General features: G+C 73.6%; 16 protein-coding genes. All 16 read left to right on the forward strand.

Going from position 1 to position 19997, the window contains the following annotated elements:
- Positions 1–376 precede the first annotated feature (376 nt).
- The 16 genes from GGD88_RS11785 (at position 377) to ftsZ (ending at position 19947) form a co-directional block, all read left to right on the forward strand.
- A complete protein-coding gene (locus GGD88_RS11785) occupies positions 377–853 on the forward strand; it encodes a division/cell wall cluster transcriptional repressor MraZ (protein WP_184435677.1) in 477 nt (158 codons plus the stop codon).
- Positions 850–1866: a 16S rRNA (cytosine(1402)-N(4))-methyltransferase RsmH gene (gene rsmH / locus GGD88_RS11790; RefSeq protein ID WP_184435679.1), complete on the forward strand. Its 1017-nt coding sequence runs from the start codon at positions 850–852 to the stop codon at positions 1864–1866. The genes GGD88_RS11785 and rsmH overlap by 4 nt, the downstream gene beginning before the upstream one ends.
- Positions 1863–2276 carry a cell division protein FtsL gene (gene ftsL, locus GGD88_RS11795; protein WP_184435681.1) on the forward strand — a complete coding sequence of 138 codons (414 nt, stop codon included), beginning with the start codon at positions 1863–1865 and terminating at the stop codon, positions 2274–2276. The genes rsmH and ftsL overlap by 4 nt, the downstream gene beginning before the upstream one ends.
- Positions 2273–4048, forward strand: a complete 1776-nt coding sequence (locus tag GGD88_RS11800) for a peptidoglycan D,D-transpeptidase FtsI family protein (RefSeq protein ID WP_184435683.1) — start codon at positions 2273–2275, stop codon at positions 4046–4048. The genes ftsL and GGD88_RS11800 overlap by 4 nt, the downstream gene beginning before the upstream one ends.
- Before the next feature lie 52 nt (positions 4049–4100).
- Positions 4101–5576, forward strand: coding sequence for a UDP-N-acetylmuramoyl-L-alanyl-D-glutamate--2,6-diaminopimelate ligase (locus GGD88_RS11805; RefSeq protein WP_184435685.1), 1476 nt, complete (start codon positions 4101–4103; stop codon positions 5574–5576).
- Positions 5573–7015: a UDP-N-acetylmuramoyl-tripeptide--D-alanyl-D-alanine ligase gene (locus GGD88_RS11810; RefSeq protein WP_184435687.1), complete on the forward strand. Its 1443-nt coding sequence runs from the start codon at positions 5573–5575 to the stop codon at positions 7013–7015. Before GGD88_RS11805 ends, GGD88_RS11810 begins: the two co-directional genes overlap by 4 nt.
- 72 nt (positions 7016–7087) lie before the next feature.
- Positions 7088–8173: a phospho-N-acetylmuramoyl-pentapeptide-transferase gene (gene mraY, locus GGD88_RS11815; RefSeq protein ID WP_184435689.1), complete on the forward strand. Its 1086-nt coding sequence runs from the start codon at positions 7088–7090 to the stop codon at positions 8171–8173.
- A gap of 22 nt (positions 8174–8195) precedes the next feature.
- Positions 8196–9665 (forward strand): UDP-N-acetylmuramoyl-L-alanine--D-glutamate ligase, encoded by a 1470-nt coding sequence (murD, locus tag GGD88_RS11820; protein WP_184435691.1) that lies wholly within the window; start codon positions 8196–8198, stop codon positions 9663–9665.
- Between the two features lie 50 nt (positions 9666–9715).
- Positions 9716–10888 carry a putative lipid II flippase FtsW gene (gene ftsW, locus GGD88_RS11825; RefSeq protein ID WP_184435693.1) on the forward strand — a complete coding sequence of 391 codons (1173 nt, stop codon included), beginning with the start codon at positions 9716–9718 and terminating at the stop codon, positions 10886–10888.
- Positions 10885–12039: an undecaprenyldiphospho-muramoylpentapeptide beta-N-acetylglucosaminyltransferase gene (gene murG, locus GGD88_RS11830; RefSeq protein ID WP_184435695.1), complete on the forward strand. Its 1155-nt coding sequence runs from the start codon at positions 10885–10887 to the stop codon at positions 12037–12039. Before ftsW ends, murG begins: the two co-directional genes overlap by 4 nt.
- Positions 12036–13478 (forward strand): UDP-N-acetylmuramate--L-alanine ligase, encoded by a 1443-nt coding sequence (gene murC, locus GGD88_RS11835; protein ID WP_184435697.1) that lies wholly within the window; start codon positions 12036–12038, stop codon positions 13476–13478. The genes murG and murC overlap by 4 nt, the downstream gene beginning before the upstream one ends.
- Entirely contained in the window at positions 13475–14446 is a 972-nt protein-coding gene (murB, locus tag GGD88_RS11840; protein ID WP_246423719.1) for a UDP-N-acetylmuramate dehydrogenase, read from the forward strand. Before murC ends, murB begins: the two co-directional genes overlap by 4 nt.
- Entirely contained in the window at positions 14443–15369 is a 927-nt protein-coding gene (locus GGD88_RS11845) for a D-alanine--D-alanine ligase (RefSeq protein ID WP_184435699.1), read from the forward strand. Before murB ends, GGD88_RS11845 begins: the two co-directional genes overlap by 4 nt.
- Complete coding sequence (locus tag GGD88_RS11850; RefSeq protein ID WP_184435701.1) at positions 15357–16430, forward strand: cell division protein FtsQ/DivIB; 1074 nt, start codon at positions 15357–15359, stop codon at positions 16428–16430. Before GGD88_RS11845 ends, GGD88_RS11850 begins: the two co-directional genes overlap by 13 nt.
- 5 nt (positions 16431–16435) lie before the next feature.
- Positions 16436–17740, forward strand: a complete 1305-nt coding sequence (gene ftsA, locus GGD88_RS11855; RefSeq protein WP_184435703.1) for a cell division protein FtsA — start codon at positions 16436–16438, stop codon at positions 17738–17740.
- Positions 17741–17961: 221 nt separating this feature from the next.
- A complete protein-coding gene (ftsZ, locus tag GGD88_RS11860) occupies positions 17962–19947 on the forward strand; it encodes a cell division protein FtsZ (RefSeq protein ID WP_184435705.1) in 1986 nt (661 codons plus the stop codon).
- The last annotated feature ends 50 nt before the right edge of the window (positions 19948–19997 follow it).

A 19997-nucleotide genomic window follows, 5' to 3' on the forward strand; every position in this document is an offset into this window, starting at 1 on the left:
GGCTGGAGTCCGTTGTGAGTCAATGACTTGAGCGAAAACGTGCGACCGGCCGGCGGCCCGGCCGGGGGGCGCGGCCCATGAGTAGAACATAAGAAGAACAGGGGCTGGGGACGAAACTCTGGAAAACCGCGATTCCCACCATAGGGACAGCATCTTGCCATAAATCTTTCAGCTTCTTCATCAATATCTTGATGTGACGGTGCGCACACTTGCTAACCCATGATCAACGCCTTCCAAGGCGTTGACCCCCATGTTTTCCCACGTTATACCATACTGACCCAAATGATCGGGTCGGTGCGCGTGGTGTATCCGGAGCGGGGAGCACGACGGCAGGACGAAAAACCGGACAAAACGCGGACATGGAAGGCGAACGGCCATGGGGCTGTTCCTGTCCACATTCATCAACAAGGTGGACAGCAAGGGGCGGGTGTCGGTCCCGGCCACGTTCCGCGCGGCCCTGAAGGAGCAGGAGTTCCAGGGGGTCGTCCTCTATCCGTCCTTCACCGACCCGTGTGTTGAGGGGTGTGGGATGGACTTCCTGGAACGCTTGAGCGCCGGACTTGAGACACTGCCCGCCTTCTCGGCGGAGCGGGGCAAGCTCAATCGTCTGGTGTTCGCGCGCAGCGTCCAGCTTCCCTACGACCAGACCGGCCGCATCGTGCTGCCGGCCAAGCTGATGGAGCGCGCCGGCATCACCACCGAGGCTGCCTTCGTCGGGCTCGGCAAGACCTTCCAGCTTTGGCAACCGGACCGCCACGCCGCCTATGAAGCCGACCTGGAAGCGGCGGCCCTGGCCGACCCGCCGTCGGCGCCTGCGCTGGCCGACGTCGCGCCGCGGGGCGCGTCGTCATGACGTCGGTCGCCCTGTCCCATGCCCCGGTGATGGCCGCCGAGGTGGTCGAGGCGCTCGCGGTGCGCGACGGCGGCGTCTATGTCGACGGCACCTTCGGCGCCGGCGGCTACAGCCGCGCGATCCTGGCCGCCGCCTCCGGCTGCGTCGTCTGGGCGCTCGACCGCGACCCGGTGGTCGCGCCCTTTGCCGACGCCGTGGCGGCCGACCATCCGGGCCGCTTCCACCTGGTCCCCGGCCGCTTCGGCGCCATGGACCGCCTGCTTCCCGCGCACGGCGTGACGTCAGTGGCCGGCGTCGCGCTTGATCTCGGACTGTCCTCCCTCCAGCTCGACGATCCCGGGCGCGGCTTTTCATTCCAGCACGACGGCCCGCTCGACATGCGCATGGGGGCCGGCGGCGAGGACGGCGAGACCGCCGCCGACGTGGTCAACGGCCTGGGCGAGGCCGACCTGGCCGACGTCATCCGCCGCCTGGGCGAGGAGCGCCACGCCCGCCGCGTTGCCCGCGCCATCGTGGCGGCGCGGACGGAGTCCCCCATCACCCGGACCGCCCGGCTGGCCGAGGTGGTGCGCGCCGCCATCCCCGGCGCCGCCCGCCAGCAGGCGCGCGAGGGCATCGACCCGGCGACCCGCACCTTCCAGGCGCTGCGGCTGCACGTGAACGACGAGGCCGGCGAGCTGACCGCCGGGCTGGCCGCAGCCGAACGGCTGCTGGCGCCCGGCGGCCGCCTGGTGGTGGTCAGCTTCCATTCGCTTGAGGACCGGGTCGTCAAGGCGTTCATGCGCGACCGGTCGGGCGATCGGCCCAACCCGTCGCGGCATCAGCCGGCCGCCGCCAACGACGGCTCGGCGCCGGCCCCCACCTTCCGCGCCGTGGGCCGGCGCGCCCTGCGGCCCGGCGAGGCCGAGGTGATGGCCAATCCGCGCGCCCGCTCGGCCCGCCTGCGGGTGGCCGAGCGCACCGACGCACCGGCCCCCGGCCCCGCCCGCGCGCTGGCGGGAGGCGGCCCATGAAGATGCGGGGGGTTGCCGTGCTCTGGGGCGTTCTGGCGGTGGCCGCGGCCACCGGTCTGTTCCTGCTGAAGTACGAGGTCATCGCGCTGGAGGACGACCTGGCGGCGCTGGAGCGGGGTATCGCGCGCGACCGGCGCGCCATCCACGTGCTGCGCGCCGAGTGGAGCTACATGAACGAGCCCGGGCGGCTGAACCGCCTGGCGGCGCGGCATCTGGGCCTGGTGCCAGTGACGCCGGACCGCATGGCCGCGCTGGAGGCGTTGCCTTTCCGGCCGCCGGCGGACGGCGCCGAGCCGGTGGCGCGGCCGCTGGTGCTGCCGCCGCGCGTGCTCAACCCGGGCCGGGCCGACGCTATTCCGGTGCCCGGCCGCAAGCCGGCCTTCGTGGCGGACGTGAGGACGGACTCATGATCGGTTTGCTGCTCTCCCGCCGCCGTCGCCGCGCCTTCCTGTACCCGGGCGCCGAGATCCGCGATTTGCCGGGCAGTGGCGCGCGCCGGCCGGCGCACGTCAGCATGGAGGGGCAGGCCAAGGCCGCCGTCGATGTCGGGCGCACCCGGCTGGCCGTCACGGCCGGAGTGTTTGCGCTCGCCTTCTGCGTCATCGCGCTGCGGCTGGTGGACTTGATGGCACTCAGCGGCGGCGAGGCGGTGCGGCGGGCGGCGGCCGACCGGCCGGGCGCGGAGGCGGTCGTGCACCGCGGCGACATCCTGGATCGCAACGGTGTGGTGCTCGCCACCAACCTGCCGACCGTGAACCTGTATGCCGACGCCCGGAAGGTGCTCGACCCCGACGACACCGCCGCCCGGCTGGTGACGGTGCTGCCCGATCTGCCGTTCGAGGAAACGCGCGCCAAGCTGGCCTCCGGCGGCAGCTTCATCTACCTGCGCCGCAGCCTCACCCCGCTGGAGCAGGCCGAGGTCAACCGTCTGGGGCTGCCCGGCCTGGAGTTCGAGGCCGCCGAACGCCGGGTCTATCCGCACGGCCGATTGGCGGCACACGTGCTGGGCGCCACCAGCGTGGACAACGACGGTCTGGCCGGCGTGGAGCGCGCGTTTGACAGCCGCCTGGGCCAGGACAACCGCCCGCTGGCGCTGTCGCTGGACATCCGGGTGCAGCACGCGGTGCACGAAGTGCTCAGCGAGGCCGTGGCGCGGTTCGACGCCAAGGGTGGCGTGGGCCTGGTGGCCGACGCGCACACCGGCGAGATCCTGGCGATGGTCAGCCTGCCGGATTACGAGCCGGGGTCCTTCGATCCCAAGGACCGCGAGGCCCGTCGCAATCAGGCCACATTGAGCGTGTTCGAGATGGGGTCCACGTTCAAGCTGTTCAACACGGCGCTGGGCCTGGAAGTGGGCGGCTACAGCCTGTCGGACGGCTTCGATGCCAGCCGTCCGCTGCGCGTGGCCCGGTTCACCATCAACGACCTCCACGGCGAGGGACGCTGGCTGACGATTCCCGAGATCCTGATCCATTCCTCCAACATCGGCTCGGCCAAGATGGCGCTGTCGGTTGGCGGCGCGGCCCAGAAAGCGTTCCTGGACCGCCTCGGGCTCCTGTCGCCGCTGGGCGTCGAACTGCCGGAGGTCGGCCGGCCGCAGTATCCGGAGCCATGGCGCCCTATCAATACGGTGACCATTTCCTACGGCCATGGCCTGTCGGTCACGCCGCTGCACATGGTCAATGCCGTGTCCGCGCTGGTGAATGGCGGGGTGCTGCGCACGCCGACGCTGTTGCGGCGGGCGCCCCATGTGCCGGTGCCGGGGCGGCGCGTGCTCTCCGCGCAGACCTCCGAGGCCATGCGCAGCCTGATGCGTCAGGTCGTGACCGAGGGCACCGGCGGCAAGGCGGACGTGGCGGGCTACCGCGTCGGCGGCAAGACCGGGACCGCCGAGAAGGCCGGCGGCGGCGGCTACATGCGCAAGAAGCTGCGCTCGTCCTTCGTGGCTGCCTTCCCGATGGACGATCCGCAGTACGTCGTTCTGGCGCTGCTGGACGAACCGCAGGGGCTGCCCGAGACCCACGGCTACGCCACCGCCGGCTGGAACGCGGCGCCCACGGTGGGCGCCATCATCGCCCGCATCGCGCCGCTGCTGGGGGTCCGTCCGGACACCCTGGGTCCGGTCGGCCCGGACGGCGTGCGGCTGGCCGCGGCCGGAGGCGCCGACCGTGCGGTTCAGTGACCTGTTGGGCGTGGCCCCGACATCGCAACCCCAAGGAGAGACGGACACCGCCATGGGCCAGGCCCTGCACGTCGCATCGGACCGCGTCGATCCGGCCGTGGAGATCACGGGCCTGACGGCCGACTCGCGCCGGGTCGCGCCGGGTGTCCTGTTCGCGGCCTTGCCGGGCACGCGCGCCGACGGCCGGGCCTTCATCCCGGAGGCGGTGGCGAAGGGCGCCGCGGCGGTGCTGGCGCCGGCCGACACGAGTCTGGACCCGGCGCCCGCCGTCCCCGTGCTGACGGCGGACAACCCGCGCCGTGCCTTCGCCCTGCTGGCGGCCCGCTTCCACGCCCGCCAGCCGGACACCGTGGTCGCCGTCACCGGCACCAACGGCAAGACCTCGACGGCTCTGTTCACGCGCCGGATCTGGGCCGCTCTCGGCCATGCGGCCGGCAGTCTCGGTACCCTGGGCGCCTCCGCGCCGGGGTTCGAGCGACCGGGGGCGCTGACCACGCCGGACCCGGTGCTGCTGCATCAGGTCCTGGCCGAGATGGCCGCGGCCGGCTGCGATCACCTGGCGATGGAGGCGTCCAGTCACGGCCTCGACCAGTGCCGCCTGGACGGCGTGCGGCTGGCGGCGGCGGCCTTCACCAACCTGAGCCACGACCACCTCGACTACCACGGCACCATGGACGCCTACCGGGCCGCCAAGGCGCGGCTGTTCGCCGAGGTGATGCCGGCCGGCGGGGTGGCGGTGCTGAACGCCGACGCACCCGAGACGCCGGCGCTGGCCGACCTGTGCCGGGGGCGGGGCCATCGGGTGCTGCGCTACGGCTGCGCCGCCGATGCCGACCTGCGCCTCGACGCCGCCGCGCCGACACCGGACGGCCAGGACCTGCGCCTGACCGTGCTCGGGCAGCCCTATGGCGTGCGCCTCGCGCTGGCCGGCGGCTTCCAGGCCCTGAACGCGCTGGCCGCGCTGGGCCTGGTGCTGGCGACCGGCGCCGCCCCCGACGCCGCCCCCGACGCCGCGGTGGCGGCGCTGGAGACGCTGACCGGCGTGCCCGGCCGAATGCAGAAGGTGGCGACCCTGGACCAGGGCGCAGTGGTCTATGTGGATTATGCCCATACGCCCGACTCGCTGGAGACCGTGCTGGCGGCCCTGCGGCCGCACGCCGCCGGGCGGCTGGTGTGCGTGTTCGGCTGCGGTGGCGACCGCGACCGCACCAAGCGGCCGGTCATGGGCGCCATCGCCGCGCGGTGTGCCGATATCGCGATCTGCACCGACGACAACCCCCGGACCGAGGACCCGGCCGCGATCCGCGCCGCCGTCCTGGCGGCCTGCCCGGGCGGCCTTGAGATCGGCGACCGCGCCGCCGCCATCCGCGCCGGGGTAGACATGCTGGGCCCGGGGGACGTGCTGCTGGTGGCCGGCAAGGGGCACGAGCCGGGCCAGATCGTCGGCGACCGGGTGCTGCCGTTTGACGACGCCGAGCAGGTGCGCGCCGCCGTCGCCGCCCGTGCGGCGGGGGAGGGGGGACCATGACGGCCGCCGCGACTGCCCCCCCCCTGTGGACCGCCGACGAGGCCGTGCGCGCCACCGGCGGCCGCGCCGCCGGGCGCTGGCGTGCCGGCGGGGTGTCGATCGACAGCCGCAGCCTGCGGCCGGGTGACCTGTTCGTCGCCCTGCGCGGCCCGCGCTTCGACGGCCACGCCTTCGTCGCCGAGGCGCTGGCGGCCGGCGCCGCCGCCGCGGTCGTGGACCACGCGCCGGCGGGCGTGGACACCGCGCGCCTGCTGGTCGTCACGGACACCGACGCGGCGCTGTGGGCGCTGGGCCGGTTCGCCCGCAGCCGGGCGACGGGCGTGCGCGTGGTCGGGGTGACGGGCAGCGTGGGCAAGACCGGCACCAAGGAGATGCTGGCGCTGGCTTGTGCCCGCCTGGGCCCGACCCATGCCACCCAGGGCAATCTCAACAACCACTGGGGCGTGCCGCTGACGCTGGCGCGCATGCCGGCCGACACCCGCTTCGCCGTCATCGAGATGGGCATGAACCACGCCGGCGAGATCGGGCCGCTGTCGCGCCTGGCCCGCCCCGACGTGGCCGTCATCACTGCCATTGCCCCGGCCCATATCGAGGCCCTGGGCAGCGAGTCGGCCATCGCCGCCGCCAAGGCCGAAATCTTCGAGGGCCTGGCCCCCGGCGGCACCGCTGTCCTGCCCCGCGACAGCCGTCACTTCCGCCGCCTGCGGGCGGCCGCGCGGGCCGCCGGGGCCGGCCGCACGGTGGGCTTCGGCGCCCATATCGAGGCCGACGCCCGCCTGCTCGACGTGGCACTGGATCCGGGCGACGCGCGCGTGTTCATGATCGCCGACGACGCCACGCTGAGCTACCGCCTGGGCGCGGACGGCCGGCACTGGGCGATCAACAGCCTGGCGGTGGTGGCCGTGGTCAAGGCCCTGGGCGCCGACCCGGCGCGCGTGCTGGCGGCCTTCGCCGCCGTCGCGGCGCCGCGCGGGCGCGGCCAGCGGCGCGTGGTCGCCCGGGCCGGCGGGTCCGTGACCCTGATCGACGAGAGCTACAACGCCAACCCGGCCGCGGTCGACGCCGCCGTCGCCACCCTTGCGCTGACGCGGCCCGGTCCCGGCGGCCGGCGGGTGGCCGTGCTGGGTGACATGCTGGAGCTGGGCGACGCCGCGCCGATGCTGCACGCCGGCCTGGCGGCGCCGCTGGAGCGGCACGGCATCGACCTGGTGTTCACCGCCGGGCCGCTGATGGCGCACCTGCAGGCGGCCCTTCCGGCCGGCCGACGCGGCGGTCACGCGGCGTCGGCGGCGGCGCTGGCGCCGGTGGTGACCGCGGCGCTGCGGCCGGGGGACGTGATCATGGTCAAGGGGTCGCTGGGCAGCCGCATGGCGGTGGTGGTCCAGGCGATCCTGGCCCCGGCCGACGCGGACGGCGCCGACGACGAGACGGCGGCCTGACGCCCGGGCCGGCCAGGGGGATACGCGGATACATCGAAACGAACGGAACGGACAAGCGGGACGCCACCACGCATGCTATACTTGCTGTATCAATTCTCGGACCAGTTGGGGGCGCTGAACGTCTTCCGCTACCTGACGTTCCGCACCGGCGGCGCGGTCATGACCGCGCTGCTGGTCGCGTTCGTGTTCGGTCCGCGCATCATCCGCTGGCTGCGCAGCCGCCAGAGCAACGGCCAGCCCATCCGCGCTGACGGGCCGGAAAGCCACCTGCTGACCAAGCAGGGGACGCCGACCATGGGCGGGGTGATGATCCTGCTCGGCGTCGCCGTCGCCACCCTGCTGTGGGCCGACCTGTCGAACGGCTACGTCTGGGCCGTGCTGCTGGTGACCCTGGGCTACGGCGGGCTCGGCTTCGCGGACGACTTCCTCAAGGTTACGCGCCGGCATCATGCCGGCCTGCCGGGGAGCTCCAAGCTGATCGGGCAGTTCGCGATCGCCCTGATCGCCGGGGTGTGGATCGTCAGCCTGGGCGATCCGGCCGAGAGCACCGGGCTGGCGTTCCCGTTCCTCAAGGACCTGCTGCTGGACCTGGGCTGGTTCTATGTCGCCTTCGCGGCGCTGGTGATGGTCGGCGCCTCCAACGCCGTCAACCTGACCGACGGCCTGGACGGCCTCGCCATCGTGCCCGTCATCATCGCCGCGGCGGTGTTCACCCTGATCGCCTATCTGGTCGGCAATGCGGTGTTCTCCAACTACCTCCAGATCCACCACGTGCCCGGCACCGGCGAACTGGCGGTGTTCTGCGGCGCCCTGATCGGCGCCGGCATCGGATTCCTGTGGTTCAACGCCCCGCCGGCGATGGTGTTCATGGGCGACACCGGCTCGCTCGCCATGGGCGGTGCGCTGGGTGCGGTGAGCGTGGTCACCAAGCACGAGTTCGTGCTGGCGATCGTCGGCGGCCTGTTCGTGCTGGAGACGGTCTCGGTGATCGTTCAGGTCGCCAGCTTCAAGCTGACCGGCAAGCGTGTGTTCCGCATGGCGCCGCTGCACCATCATTTCGAGAAAAAGGGATGGGCCGAACCCACCATCGTCATCCGCTTCTGGATCATCGCCATGATCCTGGCGTTGATCGGCCTGTCGACCCTGAAGCTGCGCTGAGACCACTCCGGAGGGTGCCGTTGTGATTCCCGTCTATGCCTACGCCCTGGAACCGGTGGCCGTGATGGGCCTGGGCCGCTCCGGCCTCGCGGCCGCGCGGGCCCTGTTGGCCGCCGGGGCGCGCGTGATGGCCTGGGACGACGATCCGGCCCGGCGCGCGGCGGCGGCGGCCGAGGACATGCCGGTGGTCGATCTCACCACGGCCGACCTGACCGGGGTGCGCGCCGTGGTCTGGAGCCCCGGTATTGCGCACACCCACCCGGCGCCGCATCCGGTCGCCGAGCGCGCCCGCGCCGCCGGCGCCGCCCTGGTCTCGGACGTCGAACTGCTGCTGGGCGCGCAGCCGGCCGCCTTCGTGGTCGGGGTCACCGGCACCAACGGCAAGTCCACCACCACCAGCCTGATCGGGCATATCCTGCACCACGCCGGTCAGGCCGCCCAGGTGGGCGGCAACCTGGGCACACCGGCGCTGGCGCTGGACCCAGTGGGGCCGTTCGGCACCTATGTGCTGGAGCTGTCCAGCTACCAGCTCGACCTGACGCCGTCGTTGGTGTGCGACGTGGCGGTGCTGCTCAACGTCTCGCCCGACCACCTGGAGCGGCACGGCGGCATGGAGGGCTACATCGCCGCCAAGCGCCGCATCCTCCAGGGGGTGCTGCCGCCGCGCAAGGTCTGTATCGGGCTCGACGACACCATCTGCCGCAACATCCACGCCGAGCTGACGCGCACCGACAGCCGCGACCTGATCCCATTCTCGGCCGCCCGGGCGGTGCCGCGTGGGGTCAGCACCAAGGACGGCGTGCTGGTCGACGACATCGACGGCAAGGGCGCGCGGGTGGCGGACCTGACCGGCCTGCGCGCGCTGCCGGGCGAGCACAACTGGCAGAACATCGCCGCCGCCTATGCCGCCTGCCGGGCGCGCGGGGTGCCGCCGGCAACCATCGCGGCGGCGCTGAAGACCTTCCCCGGGCTGCCGCACCGGCACGAGATCGTCGCCACCGTGGACGGCGTGCTGTTCGTCAACGACAGCAAGGCGACCAACGCCGAGGCCGCCGAGAAGGCGATCCTGTGCCACGACGACATCTACTGGATCGCCGGCGGTCAGGCCAAGGAGGGCGGCATCGACGCTTTGGAGCCGCACCTGGACCGCATCGTCCACGCCTACCTGATCGGCGCGGCGGCGGAGGCGTTCGCCGCCGTGCTGGACCGCAACGAGGTGCCGTACTCGCTGTGCGGCACCCTGGAGGCGGCCGTGGACCTGGCGTTCCAGCATGCCTGCGAGGACGACGAGGAGAACCCGGTCGTGCTGCTGTCGCCGGCCTGCGCCTCGTTCGACCAGTTCGCCAACTTCGAGGCCCGGGGCGACGCCTTCAAGGCGCTGGTGGCCGACCTCGCCGCCGAGATCGAGGACACCGTGTCGGATGATGCCGACGGCGGGGCGGACGCGCCGACTGTCGAACCCATGACCGACGAGGACGAGACCGACCGATGACCCGTCGACCGCCACAGACGCGATCCGTCGCGGCCGGCCCGGGAGGGGGCATGGCGCCGCCGCCGGCCCCCGCCGCCGGCGCGGTCGGGCCGGCGCGCCGGGTGCGCTTCCGCGCCGGCGACGGCAGCGTCATGGGGCGCTGGTGGTCCTCCATCGACCACCTGATGCTGGCGACGGTCACGCTCCTGGTCATCATCGGCATCGTGCTGATCCTGGCCGCGGGGCCGCCGGCGGCCGGACGCATCGACGCCGAGACCTTCCACTTCGTGCGGCGCCAGATGATGTTCGTGCCGCTCGGGCTGGCGATCATCTTCGCGGTGTCGCTGCTGTCGCCGCGCGGCGTGCGCCGTCTGGGCGTGGTCGGGTTCGGGATCACGCTCGGGCTGCTGGCGCTGACGCCGCTGATCGGCCCGGAGATCAACGGCGCCACGCGCTGGCTGCCGCTGCCCGGCTTCACGCTCCAGCCGTCCGAGGTTCTGAAGCCCCTGTTCGCCGTCACCGTGGCCTGGATGCTGGCCGCCGGCACCCAGGCCGAGGAGGTGCCGGGCACCCTGGTCACGATCGTCTTGACGGCCGCGGTCGCCGCCCTGCTGCTGGCCCAGCCCGACGTCGGCATGACCCTGGTGGTGGCGGCCATCTGGTGCGCGCAGGTCTTCATGGCCGGGCTGTCGCTGGTGTGGGTGGTGCTGATCGGCATCCTCGGGCTGGGCGCCCTGGTGGGGGCCTATTTCCTGTTCCCGCACGTGGCCTCGCGCATCGACCGCTTCCTGGATCCGGACAGCGGCGACACCTACCAGGTGGTCCAGTCCATGAAGGCGTTCACCGAGGGCGGGCTGTTCGGCCGCGGCCCCGGCGAGGGCCGGGTCAAGGAGTATCTGCCGGACGCCCATACTGACTTCATCTTCGCCGTCGCCGGCGAGGAATTCGGGCTGTGGCTGTGCCTGCTGGTGGTGGCGCTGTTCGCGCTCCTGATCCTGCGCGCGCTGATCCGCGCCATGGGCACGCGCGACCTGTTCGTGATGCTGGCCGTGGGCGGGCTGTCGGTGCAGCTTGCCATGCAGGCGGTCATCAACATGGCCTCCAGCCTGCACCTGATGCCGACCAAGGGCATGACGCTGCCGTTCCTGAGCTACGGCGGCTCGTCGATGGTCGGTGTGGCGCTGGCGACCGGGATGATCCTGGCGCTGACCCGGCGCCGTGCCCGCACGGAGGGTCGGCCATGACCGCGACGTCGGCACCCTTCATCCTGCTGGCGGCCGGCGGCACCGGCGGCCACGTGTTCCCGGCCGAGGCCCTGGCGGCGGCGCTGGAGGCGCGCGGCTGCCGGCTCGGGTTCGTGACCGATGCCCGCGGGCAGACCCACGGCGGCGCCCTGGGCCGGTTGCAGACCTGGCGGGTGCAGGCCGGCGGGCTGGCCGGTCGCGGGCTGCGCGGCCGGCTGTCCGGGGCGCTGCGGCTGGGCTGGGGCCTGCTCCAGGCCTGGCGGCTGGTGGGGCGCCTGCGGCCGGACCTGGTGGTGGGCTTCGGCGGCTATGCGGCGTTCCCGACCATGGTGGCGGCGAACCTGCGCGGCCGCCCGACCCTGATTCACGAACAGAACGCGGTCCTGGGGCGTGCCAATCGCCTGCTCGCCGGGCGGGTGGACCGCATCGCCACCGCGCTGCCCGAGGTGGTGCACCTGCCCGCCGGCAAGGGCCGGCACGTTGGCAACCCGGTGCGGCCGGCCACCCTGGCGGCGCGCGATGTGCCCTATGCCGCGCCGACCGGCGACGGCCCGGTGCGGCTGCTGGTCACCGGCGGCAGCCAGGGCGCCCGCGCCCTCACCGACCTGGTGCCGGCGGCGCTGGCGGCGCTGCCCGAGCCGCTGCGCGCCCGCCTGCGGGTGGCCCAGCAGTGCCGGCCGGAGGATCTGGCGCGGGCCCGGGATGCCTACGCCGACGCCGGCATCGCCGCCGAGACCGCGGCCTTCTTCGACGACATTCCGGCGCGGCTGGCCCAGGCGCACCTGGTGATCTGCCGCGCCGGGGCCTCCACGGTGGCGGAGCTGACCTGCGTCGGCCGGCCGGCGGTACTGATCCCGCTGCCGTCCGCCATCGACGACCACCAGACCGCCAACGCCCGGGTGCTGGCCGAGGCCGGCGCCGGCTGGCTGCTGCCGCAGTCCCGGCTCGACGCGCTCGGCCTGTCGCGGCGGCTGGCCGACGTGCTGGGCGATCCGGCCGGGCTGGAGAGCGCCGCCGCCCAGGCCCGCACCCTGGGGCGCCCGGACGCCGCCGCGCGGCTGGCCGATCTGGCGCTGGCGCTGGCCACACCCGCGACGGCCCCGCCCCCCACCGACCTGGACCACGCCAAGCCCCGGGAGAGTGCCCCGTGAGAGCCCTGCCCCTCGATATCGGCCCCATCCACTTTGTGGGCATCGGCGGCATCGGCATGAGCGGCATCGCTGAGGTGCTGCACAACCTGGGCTATGCGGTGCAGGGCAGCGACATGGCGGCCAACGCCAACGTCGCCCGCCTGCGCGAGCTGGGGGTGCCGATCGCCGTCGGCCACGACGCCGCCAACCTGGGCGAGGCGCAGGTGGTGGTCATCTCCTCCGCCGTGAAGGCCGACAACCCGGAGGTCGCCGCCGCCCGCGCCCACCTGATCCCGGTGGTGCGTCGCGCCGAGATGCTGGGCGAGTTGATGCGCCTGAAGTGGGCCATCGCCATCGGCGGCACCCACGGCAAGACCACCACCACGTCGCTGGTGGCGGCGCTGCTGGAGGGGGCCGGGCTCGATCCCACGGTCATCAACGGCGGCATCATCAACGCCCGCGGCACCAACGCCTACCTGGGCGAGGGCGACTGGATGGTGGTGGAGGCCGACGAGAGCGACGGCACCTTCACCAAGCTGCCGGCGACCATCGGCGTGATCACCAACATGGACCCGGAGCACCTGGACTTCTACGGCAGCTTCGAGCGCATGCGCGAGGCCTACAAGGCGTTCGTTCAGAACCTGCCCTTCTACGGCTTCGCCACCCTGTGCATCGACCACCCCGAGGTGCAGTCGCTGATCCCCGAGGTGCTGGACCGCAAGATCGTCACCTACGGCTTCAGCCCGCAAGCCGACGTGCGCGCGGTCAACGTCGACCTGGGTCCCGAGGGGGCGCGCTTCGACCTGACGCTGACCGACCGCATCAGCGGTCACGTCGAGACCCTGGAGGGGATCCGGCTGCCCATGTTCGGGCGCCACAACGTCCAGAACGCGCTGGCCGCGCTCGCCATCGGCCGCGAGATGGGGCTGGACAACACCGTCCTGCGCACCGCCCTGGCCCGCTTCGGCGGCGTGCGCCGGCGCTTCACCCGCACCGGCGTGGTGGGCGGGGTGACGGTCGTCGACGACTACGGTCACCACCCGGTGGAGATCACCGCCGTGCTGGGCGCGGCGCGCGACGTGGTCGGCGACAAGCGGGTCATCGCGGTGGTGCAGCCGCACCGCTACAGCCGGCTGCGGGACCTGTTCGACGACTTCTGCACCTGCTTCAACGACGCCGACGAGGTCATCGTCGCCGACGTCTACCCGGCCGGCGAGGCGCCGCTCCCCGGCGTCGACAAGCAGGCGCTGGTGGACGGCCTGCGCAGCCGTGGCCACCGCACCGTGACCGCGCTGCCGGGGCCGGAGCACCTGGCCGCCCTGGTGGCCCGCCTGGCGCGCCCGGGCGACATGGTCGTGTGCCTGGGGGCGGGCTCCATCTCCGGCTGGGCCAACGCGCTGCCCGGCCAGCTCCGCGACCTGGCCGCCCAGGCGCCGACAGCCGCCGGGGGCCGCCCATGATGCCCGCGCCCCGCGCCCCCCAGACCCGGCCCGACGTGCCGCTGATCGCGCGGTTGCCGCCGGTGCGCGGCCGCGTGCGCGCCGAGGCGCCGCTGTCCGCCGTGACCTGGTTCCGGGTCGGCGGCCCGGCCGAAGTGCTGGTCCGCCCGGCCGATGCCGACGATCTGGCCGCCCTGCTGGCGGCGCTGCCGGCCGATGTGCCGGTCACGGTGATCGGCGTCGGCTCCAACCTGCTGGTGCGCGACGGCGGCGTGCGTGGCCTGGTCATCCGCCTCGCCGGCGGCTTCGCCGACGTTCACGTCACGGGCGACCGCGTGGTCGCCGGGGCCGGCGCGCTCGACGCCACGGTCGCCAAGGTGGCGCGCGACGCCGGGCTGGCCGGGCTGGAGTTCCTGTCCGGCATCCCCGGCGGCATCGGCGGGGCGCTGCGCATGAACGCCGGGGCCTACGGCCGCGAGATCAAGGACGTGCTGGTCTCCGCCCGGGTGGTCGACCGCGACGGGCGGGTCTTCGACGTGGCGGCCGCCGACCTGGGCCTGTCCTACCGCCACAGCACCGCGCCGCCCGACTGGGTCTTCGTCGGGGCCGTGCTTCAGGGGACCCCGGGGGACCCGATCGAGATCGCCGCGCGCATGGACGCCATCCGCGACGCGCGGGCCGCCAGCCAGCCGATCCGCGGCCGCACCGGCGGCTCGACCTTCGCCAACCCGCCGTGCGCGCGCGCCTGGGAGTTGATCGAGCAGGCCGGATGTCGCGGCCTTCGCGTGGGCGGCGCGCAGGTCTCGGAGCAGCACTGCAACTTCCTCATCAACACCGGGGAAGCCACCGCCGCCGATCTGGAGGCCCTGGGGGAGACCGTGCGCCGGCGCGTGCACGAGACCTGCGGCGTCGATCTGCGATGGGAGATTCGGCGCATCGGCGATCCGGTCCCGGCGTCCGGCGCCACCAGAACGGGAGAGACGCCATGACCCGCCGTGTTACGGTCCTGATGGGCGGGTTCTCCGCCGAACGCGACGTGTCGCTGAACAGCGGCGCCGCCGCGACGGAGGCGCTGCGCGCCTCTGGCCACACGGTGACGGTCCACGACGTCACCCGAGACCTGGACGCGCTGCTGCGGGTGCTGCGCGAGAGCCGTCCCGACGTGGTGTTCAACGCCCTGCACGGCCGCTTCGGTGAGGACGGTCGCATCCAGGGCATCCTGGACATTCTGGGGCTGCCCTACACGCACTCGGGTGCCCTGGCCAGTGCCATGGCCATGGACAAGCCGACCGCCAAGGCGGTGTTCGCCGACCACGGCATCCCCATCGCCGAGCATGTGGTGGTGGGCGCCGAGGCGTTCGCCGACCCCGGCGTCGAGCCGATGCCCCGGCCCTACGTCATCAAGCCGTTGAACGAGGGCTCCAGCGTGCATGTTCACGTCATCCTGGAGGGGTCCAACGCCCTGGCGGCCCTGCGCCAGGACTGGCCGTTCGGCTCCCGCGCGATGGTGGAGCGGTTCATCCCCGGGCGTGAGCTGACGGTGGCGGTGATGGGGCAGGGCGCCGACATCCGCCCGCTGGCGGTGACCGAGATCACCACCGCGCGCGGCTTCTACGACTACGACGCCAAGTACGTGGCCGGGGGCTCGGTGCACACCCTGCCGGCCGATCTGGCGCCGGACGTGGCCACGGCCAGCCTCGACCTCGCGGTGCGGGCGCACCGGGCGCTCGGCTGCCGGGGCGTGAGCCGGACCGATCTGCGCTACGACGGCGAGACCCTGTACGTGCTGGAGGTGAACACCCAGCCGGGGATGACGGCGACCTCGCTGGTGCCGGAGCAGGCCGCCCATGTGGGCATCCCCTTTCCTGACCTGTGTGCCTGGATGGTGGAGGCGGCGACATGCGATGGCTAGGTCTCGGTCCGTCCCGTGACGGCCCGGCGGCCCCCTCCCGCGGGCGGTCGACCGGCGGCGCCGCGGCGCGGGGCGCCAAGGCGGGCCGCACCGGCACCGGCACCAAGGGCACCGGCGCCAAGGGGAGCGGCGCCAAGGGGAGCGGTGCCAAGGCCGCCCCCAAGACGACCGCCCGGGGTGCCGGGCGCCGGATGCCGGCGCGCCGGACGCGACCGAGCGGGGCCGCGCTGTGGCGCGGTGCGCGTCTGGGGGCCGGGTTCCTGCTGCTGCTGGCGCTCAGCGGCGGCGCGGCCTGGGTGTGGCAGTCCGGGATCGTCGGCCGTCAGGTCGCCGCCGCCGGCGAGGCCCTGGAGCGGTTCGCCGCCCGGGGTGGGCTGGTGGTGCGCTCCGTGACCGTGGAGGGGCGGGTGCGGACCGATCCCACCCGCCTGCTGGCGGCGCTGCGGACCGGGCGCGGCGAGCCCATCCTGGGCTTCGATCCGCACGCCGCCCGAACCCGGGTCGAGGCTCTGCCCTGGGTCGCCGGCGCGCGCGTCGAGCGGCGCCTGCCCGATGCCATCCACGTCGTGCTGACCGAGCGCGAGCCGCTGGCCCTGTGGCAGCGCGCGCCCGACGGCGACTTCGCGGTGATCGACCGCACCGGCGTGCCGGTGGAGGTGGACACCCGGCCCTATGCCGATCTGCCGGTGATCGTCGGCCGTGATGCCCCGGCGGCGGTGCCGGCGCTGATGGCGCTGCTGGCGACCGAACCCGATCTGGCCCGCCGGGTGCGCGCGGCCACCCGGGTGGCGGGGCGGCGCTGGACCCTGCGCCTGGACGATATCGAGACCGGCATTGACGTGCGCCTGCCGGAGGGCGACCCGGCCGCCGCCTGGCGCCGGCTGGCACAGTTGGAGCGCGATGCGCGCCTGCTGGCGCGTGACATCGAGGTGGTGGATCTGCGTCTGCCCGACCGTCTGGTGGTGCGGCCCCGCACCGCCCCGGAGCCGGGACCGGGCGCGCCATCGACCGCCACCGGCACGCGCCGCGTGCCGGTGTCCGGACCCGGACAGGAGACCTGAGGCCCATGCTGCTGTTCAGCCGCACCGATCGGGATCGGCCGCGTGAGAGCGCGCCTTCGCCGCTGCGCCGCCGCGGCGGGCTGATCTGCGCGCTCGACGTGGGCACCACCAAGGTGGCCTGCTTCATCGCGCGCGCCGGCGAGGAGGACCGCACCCTGCGGGTGCTGGGCATCGGGCATCACCGCTCCATGGGGGTGCGCGGCGGCCGGGTGGCGAACCTCGACGAGGTCGAGGCCGCGATCCGCACCGCGGTGGACTCCGCCGAAGAGATGGCCGAAGAGCGCATCGACGGGGTGGTGGTCGCGGTCTCCGGCGGCGCGCCGGAAAGCCAGCGCATCGACGTCGAGATGATGGTCGCCGGCCACGAGATCCGCGACGCCGACGTGCGCCGTATCCTGGCCTGCGGGCGTCAACAGCCGAGCGACCCGGACCGCGAACTGCTGCACTGCATCCCGGTCGGCTACACCATCGACGGCACCGACGGCGTGCTGGACCCGCGCGGCATGTACGGCGAGCGCCTGGGCGCGCGCATGCACCTGGTCTCGGCCGCGGCCGGCCCGCTGCGCAACCTGTCCACCGTCATCGAGCGCTGTCACCTGGACGTCGACAGCCGCGTCGCCGCGCCCTATGCCGCCGGCCTCGCCAGCCTGGTCGAGGACGAGCGCGAGCTGGGCGCCACCGTCATCGACATGGGCGGCGGCACCACTTCGGTGGGCGTGTTCCTGGGCGGACACGTGATCCACGTCGGTGTCATCCCCATCGGCGGCGGCCACATCACCAACGACATCGCCCAGGGCCTGTCGACGCCGCTGGCCAACGCCGAGCGGCTCAAGACCATGTATGGCAGCACCCTGGCCTCGCCCGCCGACACCCGCGAGACCCTGAAGGTCCCCCTGGTGGGCGAGGACGAGGAGCAGCCGTCGCTCGATATTCCGCGCTCCTACCTGGTCCAGATCATCCGCCCGCGGGTGGAGGAGACCCTTGAACTGGTGCGCGCCCACCTGGAGGCCGCCGGCGTCGATCGCGTCGCCGGCCGACGCGCCGTCCTCACCGGCGGCGCCAGCCAGTTGCCCGGGGTGCGGGAACTGGCCGAGCAGATCCTGGACAAGCAGGTGCGGCCAGGACGGCCGCTGCGGTTGCGCGGACTGGCCGAGGGCGTGGCCGGTCCGGCGTTCGCGACCTGTGCCGGCCTGTTGCGCCACGCCGTCCAGGACCACGTCGAACGGCCCATGCTCGCGGACCCGCCCCGCCCGGGCGGCCTGTTCGGTCCGGTCGAGCGCATCGGCCGCTGGCTCAAGGAGAACTTCTGATGACCCGTCACGGCGACGACGACCCGTTCCCCGCCGCCGGAGCGCCGCCGGCGGGCGATGGGTCCATCCCGTCCACAATCCGCCCCAGAGGCCAAGAGTCGGACCACCGACCGGCGACCCCCGCGGGGTCGCACCCCCCACTGCACGACGACGACCCGCACGGTGAAGGGCCCGCCGCGGCGCGCCCGTCACGGGACCAGACAAGGACGGAGGCAACTGCGATGAGCATCAATCTTGGCGTGCCCGACGACATTGAACCCCAGATGAAGCCCCGGATCACCGTCATCGGGGTCGGTGGCGCCGGCGGCAACGCGGTGAACAACATGATCGAGGCCCGCCTGGAGGGCGTCGACTTCGTGGTCGCGAACACCGATGCCCAGGCCCTGGCCCAGGCCCGCACCGACCGGCGCATTCAACTGGGCAGCGAGACCACCCACGGGCTCGGCTCCGGCGCGCGCCCCGACATCGGCCGGGCGGCGGCCGAGGAGAGCTACGAGGCCATCTCCAGCGAGATGAAGGGCAGCCACATGTGCTTCATCACCGCCGGCATGGGCGGCGGCACGGGCACCGGCGCCGCGCCGGTGGTGGCGCGCTGCGCCCGCGACATGGGCATCCTGACGGTCGGGGTGGTGACCAAGCCGTTCCAGTTCGAGGGCACCCACCGCATGCGGCTGGCCGACGGCGGCATCGAGGAACTGGCCCAGTACGTCGACACCCTGATCATCATCCCGAACCAGAACCTGTTCCGCGTCGCCAACGAGAAGACCACCTTCGCCGATGCCTTCAAGATGGCGGACAACGTGCTCTACGCCGGTGTCCGCTCGGTCACCGACCTGATGATCATGCCGGGTCTCATCAACCTGGACTTCGCCGACGTGCGCACGGTCATGATGGACATGGGCCGCGCCATGATGGGCACCGGCGAGGCCGGCGGCGACAACCGCGCCATCGAGGCTGCCGAGGCGGCGATCGCCAACCCGCTGTTGGAAGAGACCTCCATGCGCGGGGCGCGGGGGGTGCTCATCAACATCACCGGCGGCAACGACCTGACGCTGTACGAGGTGGACGAGGCGGCCAACCGCATCCGCGAGGAGATCAAGTGCGAGGATGCCAATGTCATCTTCGGGTCCTGCCTGGACGCCTCGCTGGACGGCACCATGCGGGTCTCGGTGGTGGCCAGCGGCATCGACGCCGTCAGTCAGGCGCGTCCGCACGACAGCCAGGAGGCTCAGGGCAGCGGCTTCGGGCTCGGCCTGGCGGCCGCCCGCAAGGTCGCCACGGGCGGCGCCGAGCGCACCGCCCCGCCCGCCGCGCGCGAGGCAAGCGCCGCCACGGCCCGCGCTGCCGACGACGGGGTGCTCGACGACACCGCGGCCGACCTGACCCACGACGGTCTGGTCGCGCCGGCCGCGGCGCTGGACGAGGACCCCCGCGCCGAGACGGGTGCCCCCCGCCCGGCGGCCCAGGCCGGTGGCGCCGCGGCACCGCGGCCCACGCCCGGTCGGCCGGCCGGGCCGACAGCCGGGTCGCGGCAGCCGTCCGGACACCCGGCGGGGTCGTCGTCGTTTCAGGCCCGGCCCGGGACCTCGCTGCCGCCGCTGCAGGGCGGGGCCGAGGGCAACCGCTTCATCCCGCAGCGCCCGGCCCAGCCCCCGGCGGCCGCCACCGCGCGTCTGGATCCGCCCCCGGCGGCCCCCACCGCCCCGGCGCACCCCGGCGCAGGTGGGGCGCCCGTCGATCCCGGGGCCGGCGGCCGGCCGCACACCCTGGGTCACGCCGAGGCGGCCCCCCCGGTGCGCGGTCAGACCGCGCTGGATCCGCGCTATCATGGTCATGAGCACGCGGCCCACCAGGGCCATGAGACGCGCCGGCCGACGCTTCAGCCGGGTGTCCGGGTGGCCAGCCATAGCCCGCATCCGGCCCATGGTGATCCCGGCGGCCGCCGCGGCGAGGCGCCGCACGGTCCGCGCGGCGAGGAGGAGCGCCGGGACCGGCCGTCGCTGTTCCAGCGCATGACCGGATTCGGTCGCGCGCGCGGCGGCGAGGAGGAGCGCGAGCCGCCGCGGCGCGCCGAGCCGGGCCGCGCGACCGAGGAGCCGGGGGGCGCGCCGCGCGCCATGACGGTCAATCCGGAGGACCGCCCGGCGTCGTCGCACCGCGAGGATCAGCTTGAGATCCCGGCCTTCCTGCGCCGGCAAGCGAATTGACGGCGTCGGGCCGGCGGGTGACCGCCGGTCCCAGAGCCGCACACTCTGCC

Source organism: Roseospira goensis (assembly GCF_014197795.1).
GTDB classification, from domain to species: Bacteria; Pseudomonadota; Alphaproteobacteria; order Rhodospirillales; family Rhodospirillaceae; genus Rhodospira; species Rhodospira goensis.

Bases quoted from the DNA above. Each gene is read 5' to 3' on its own strand.
- ftsL (WP_184435681.1), top strand. From the start codon at position 1,863: ATGAAGATGCGGGGGGTTGCCGTGCTCTGGGGCGTTCTGGCGGTGGCC.
- GGD88_RS11810 (WP_184435687.1), top strand. From the start codon at position 5,573: ATGACGGCCGCCGCGACTGCCCCCCCCCTGTGGACCGCCGACGAGGCC.
- ftsA (WP_184435703.1), top strand. From the start codon at position 16,436: ATGCTGCTGTTCAGCCGCACCGATCGGGATCGGCCGCGTGAGAGCGCG.
- GGD88_RS11805 (WP_184435685.1), top strand. From the start codon at position 4,101: ATGGGCCAGGCCCTGCACGTCGCATCGGACCGCGTCGATCCGGCCGTG.
- murG (WP_184435695.1), top strand. From the start codon at position 10,885: ATGACCGCGACGTCGGCACCCTTCATCCTGCTGGCGGCCGGCGGCACC.
- ftsW (WP_184435693.1), top strand. From the start codon at position 9,716: ATGGCGCCGCCGCCGGCCCCCGCCGCCGGCGCGGTCGGGCCGGCGCGC.
- murB (WP_246423719.1), top strand. From the start codon at position 13,475: ATGATGCCCGCGCCCCGCGCCCCCCAGACCCGGCCCGACGTGCCGCTG.
- GGD88_RS11785 (WP_184435677.1), top strand. From the start codon at position 377: ATGGGGCTGTTCCTGTCCACATTCATCAACAAGGTGGACAGCAAGGGG.
- rsmH (WP_184435679.1), top strand. From the start codon at position 850: ATGACGTCGGTCGCCCTGTCCCATGCCCCGGTGATGGCCGCCGAGGTG.
- GGD88_RS11845 (WP_184435699.1), top strand. From the start codon at position 14,443: ATGACCCGCCGTGTTACGGTCCTGATGGGCGGGTTCTCCGCCGAACGC.
- GGD88_RS11850 (WP_184435701.1), top strand. From the start codon at position 15,357: ATGCGATGGCTAGGTCTCGGTCCGTCCCGTGACGGCCCGGCGGCCCCC.
- mraY (WP_184435689.1), top strand. From the start codon at position 7,088: ATGCTATACTTGCTGTATCAATTCTCGGACCAGTTGGGGGCGCTGAAC.
- ftsZ (WP_184435705.1), top strand. From the start codon at position 17,962: ATGAGCATCAATCTTGGCGTGCCCGACGACATTGAACCCCAGATGAAG.
- GGD88_RS11800 (WP_184435683.1), top strand. From the start codon at position 2,273: ATGATCGGTTTGCTGCTCTCCCGCCGCCGTCGCCGCGCCTTCCTGTAC.